This window comes from Saccharopolyspora sp. (genome assembly GCF_017434145.1).
GTDB classification, from domain to species: Bacteria; Actinomycetota; Actinomycetes; order Mycobacteriales; family Pseudonocardiaceae; genus Saccharopolyspora_C; species Saccharopolyspora_C galaxeae.
Window position 1 is genome coordinate 1 of sequence record NZ_JAFRFW010000511.1, and the last position, 4356, is coordinate 4356.

The 4356-nt window shown below is 73.6% G+C and carries 1 protein-coding gene; it reads right to left on the reverse strand.

All coding sequences use genetic code 11. The annotated features are described in order from the left end of the window. Nucleotides 1-4356 (reverse strand): type I polyketide synthase (locus tag IJH84_RS14130; protein ID WP_295145111.1); only part of this gene is annotated, 4356 nt, incomplete at both ends.

Genomic DNA, 4356 nt, shown 5'->3' on the forward strand with positions numbered 1-4356 from the left:
TCCGCGTCCAGCGCGGCCTGCACCAGCCGCAACGGCCCGGACAGCTGCGCGGGGACCGGTGAATCGCCCGGTTCCACGGCGCTGAGCAGCGAAACTACGCCTGCGATCTCCTTGTCCTCGGTGGATTTCCGCAGTTCGAGGGCAAGTTCGTCGCGATGCTGCGCGCCCACCGGCAGCACCACGGTGCCCTCGCCGAGCGCGTCCACCAACTCGGCGACCCGCCCGCCGTGCGAATCCGGCACCGCGACGAGCCAGGTGCCCGCGACCGGTTCGGGCGCGTCGAAGCGGCTCCAGCCGATCCGGTAGCGCAGCGCGTCCACTGCCGAGCGATGCCGCGATCGCTCCCGCCACCCGGCCAGCGCGGGCAGTACCTCGTCGAGCGCCGCGCCGTCCACGCCCAGCCGCTCGGCCAGCGGGCCGGACTCGCCGCGCTCGACCAGCTCCCAGAACTCCGCGTCCACCTCGCCACCGGAAGGCTTGCGCGGGGTGAGCCAATAGCGGCGGTGCTGGAACGGGTAGGTCGGCAGTTCCACCACACCACCGGGGTCACCGGTGAACAGCGTCGTGAGGTCCACCGGAGCGCCGTGCGTCCACGCCTCGGCCAGGGACACCAGCAGCCGTCGCGGCCCACCGTCGTCACGGCGCAGCGTGCCCAGCACGGCAATCGGGTCCGGACAGGACTCGTCCACCGTCTCGGAGATCGCGTTCGCCAGCACCGGGTGCGCGCTGGTCTCCACGAAGACCCGGTGCCCGTCGCCCAGCAGCGCCCGGGTGGCCTCCTCCATGCGCACGGTGTGCCGCAGGTTCGTGTACCAGTAGTCGGCGGTGAGTTCCGCGGTGTCGATGCGCTGGCCGGTCACCGTGGAGTAGAACGGGACGGTCGCCGGCCGCGGACTGATCGCTGCGAGCGTGTCGGCGAGTTCTTCCCGGACCTGCTCGACGTGCGGGCCGTGCGAGGCGTAGTCCACCGCGACCGTGCGGGCGCGCACGGCGCGACCCTCGCACTCGGCGATCAGCGCGGCCAGCGCATCCGGCTCGCCCGAGACGACGACCGCGGACGGGCCGTTGACCGCGGCGAGCGCTATCCGGCCCTCGTGCGGCTCGATCAGCTCCACGGCCCGCTCGGCGGACGTCGCCAGCGAGACCATTCCGCCCTGCCCGGCCAAGGCCAGCAAAGCCTTGCTGCGCAACGCGACCACGCGTGCTGCGTCCTCAAGGGACAATGCTCCGGCGACGTGCGCGGCGGCGATCTCCCCCTGCGAGTGGCCGATGACGGCACGCGGCTCGGTGCCGTGCGCGCGCCAGACCTCGGTGAGAGCGACCATCATCGCGAACAGCGCGGGCTGCACCACGTCCACGCGCTCCGCGACGTCCTCGGGCACCTCGCCGGAGAGCACCGCGCGCAGCGAGAAGTCCACGAACGGCGCCAGCGCCCGCTCGCAATCGTCGATCTTCGCGGCGAAGACCGCAGAGGTGGCCAGCAGTTCGCGGCCCATGCCCGGCCACTGCGAACCCTGGCCGGGGAACACGAAAACCGGGCCGGTGCCGCCGCAATCGGTGCCCTGCACCAGGTTCGCCGCGCCGGCGCCCGCGGCGAGCGCCGCGAGACCGCCGCGGAATTCTTCCCGGCCTTCGTCGGGTTCGCCTGCCACGGGTTCGCCTGCCCCGAGGACGACGGCGCGGTGCTCGAAGGTTCCGCGCGTCGTCAGCAGCGCCAAGCCCGTCCCGGCGGGGTCCGCATCGAGCGGCAGCCGCCTCGCCTGCTCGCGCAACGCGGCCTCGGACCGGGCGGACAGCGCCCACGGCAGCACCTCGTGCACCGGCGCGATCCCGCTCGCTGGCCCCGCCTGCTCCTGCTCGTCCGGTACCGCCTGCTCCAGGATCACGTGCGCATTGGTGCCGCTGATGCCGAACGCCGAGACCGCGGCCCGCCGCGGCCGGTCGGACTCCGGCCACTGCCTGGCTGCCGTGAGCAGCTCGAGCTCGCCACCGGACCAGTCGACGTGCGCCGACGGCGTCTCCGCGTGCAGCGTCTTCGGCAACGTGCCGTTCCGCAGCGCCAGCACCATCTTGATGACTCCCGCGATACCGGCGGTGGCCTGCGTGTGGCCGATGTTGGACTTCAGCGAACCCAGCCGCAGCGGCTCGTCCCGGCCGGTGCCGTAGGTCGCCTGCAACGCCTGCGCCTCGATCGGATCGCCCAGCGCGGTGCCGGTGCCGTGCGCTTCGACGGCGTCCACATCGGACGGCCCGAGCCCGGCGTTCGCCATCGCCTGGCGGATGACCCGCTGCTGCGCGGGACCGTTCGGCGCGGTGAGGCCGTTGGAGGCACCGTCCTGGTTCGTCGCCGAGCCGCGCAGCACCGCCAGCACCGGATGCCCGTTGCGACGCGCTTCCGACAGCCGCTCCAGCACCACCACGCCGACGCCCTCGGCCAGGCTCATCCCGTCCGCGCCATCGGCGAACGCCTTGCACCGGCCATCCACCGACAGCGCGCCGAGCCTGCTGAACCCGAGGAAGTCCTGCGGTCCGGACAGCACCGTCGAGCCTCCGGCCAGCGCCAGCTCGCTCTCCCCGCTGCGCAGCGACTGCGCCGCGAGGTGCAGCGCGACCAGCGAGGCCGAGCAGGCGGTGTCCACCGTGACGGCCGGGCCGCCGAGCCCGAGCAGGTAGGCGATCCGGCCGGAGAGCACGCTGGCCGCCGCGCCGGTGATGAACTGCCCCTCGGTGCCGTCGCCGATGCCGAACGCACTGGCGCTGTAGCCCTGGTGGCTGGCACCGATGAAGGTGCCGGTCGCGCTGCCGCGCAGCCGCTCGGGAGCGATACCGGCGCGCTCCAGCGCCTCCCAGCCGGTTTCCAGCAATAGTCGCTGCTGCGGGTCCATCGCCTGCGCCTCGCGTGGCGAGATCCCGAAGAACCCCGCGTCGAAACCGGCCGGATCGTCCAGGAATCCGCCGCGCACCGAGTAGGTGCGACCCGCCCGCTCGGGGTCCGGGTCGTAGAGCCCGTCGGCGTCCCACCCGCGATCAGCGGGCATTTGCGAGGTCACGTCGGCGCCGTCCAGCAGCAGCCGCCACAGCTGCTCCGGCGTGGTGGCCCCGCCCGGGAACCGGCAGCCCATGCCGACGATCGCGATCGGCTCGTCCGGGTCGGCGCTGGCGCGGGCGACCGCGGCCCGCTGCGACCCGGAGATCTCGCCGTCCAGGAACTCCGCCAGCGCCGCCGGGGACGGGTGGTCGAACACCGCGGTCGTAGGCAGCGTCCGGCCGGTCGCGCGCACCAGCCGATTGCGCAGTTCGACCGCGGTGACCGAGTCGAAGCCGAGCTCGCGGAACGCCCGCCGCTCGGCCGGTTGCAAACTGCCGGTGTGCCCGAGCACCGCGGCGGCCTGCCCGCGCACCAGCTCCAGCAGGGTCCGGCGCCGCTCGTCGGCGGACATCGCGCGGATCCTCGCGGCGAAGCCACCGGCCTCCGGTTCCTGCTGCGGCGCGGCCGCCCGGATCTCCGGACTCTCGTCGAACAGCCGCGATTCCCGGGATGCGGTGAAGATCTGGTGGTACGGCGCCCAGTCCACATCGGTCAGCGCGAGCACCCCGGCGTCGGCGTCCAACGCCCGCTTCAGCGCGGTGAACGCCACCTCCGGGTCGAGGACGCGCAGGCCGGTCCGGCGCACACCGTGCCGGTCGGCTTCGGCCAGCTCCGGCGAGTCCGGCCATTTGCCCCAGTGCAGCGACGTCGCGGTGGCTCCGCGCGCGCGACGGTTCTCGGCGAGCGCGGAGAGGTAGGCGTTGCCCGCCGCGTAGGCCGCGTGCGCGCGGCTGCCCCACATGCCCGCGATCGAGGAGTAGAGCACGAAGGCGTCGACGTCATCGTCCAGCAGCTCGTCCAAGTGCCGCGCGCCGGTGACCTTGGCGTGCACGGTGCTGATGAAGTCCTGAAGCGTCGTGCTCTCGATCGTGTGCAGGTCGATGACGACCGCGGCGTGCACGACGGTGCGGATCTCGTGGCCTTCGGCGCGCAGCCGGTGGAGCAGCGCCGCCACGGCCTCGCGGTCGGTGACGTCGCAGGCTTCGACGGTGGCGGTGGTGCCTCGCTCGGCGAGCTCGGCGACCAGCTCCGGCATTCCTTCGGCGTCCAGGCCGCGCCGCGAAGTGAGCACGATGTGCTCCGCGCCCTGCCCGGCCAGCCAGCGCGCCAGGTCCGGCGCGATCGCCCCGGTCCCTCCGGTGATCAGCGCGGTGCCGCGCGGAGTCCAGTCGCGCACCGGCTGCGGCGCGGCGCGCACGATCCGGCGGCCGAACAGCTCGGTCCGGATCGCCAGCTGGTCCTCGCCGCCCCGGCCGCGCAGCGCCGCA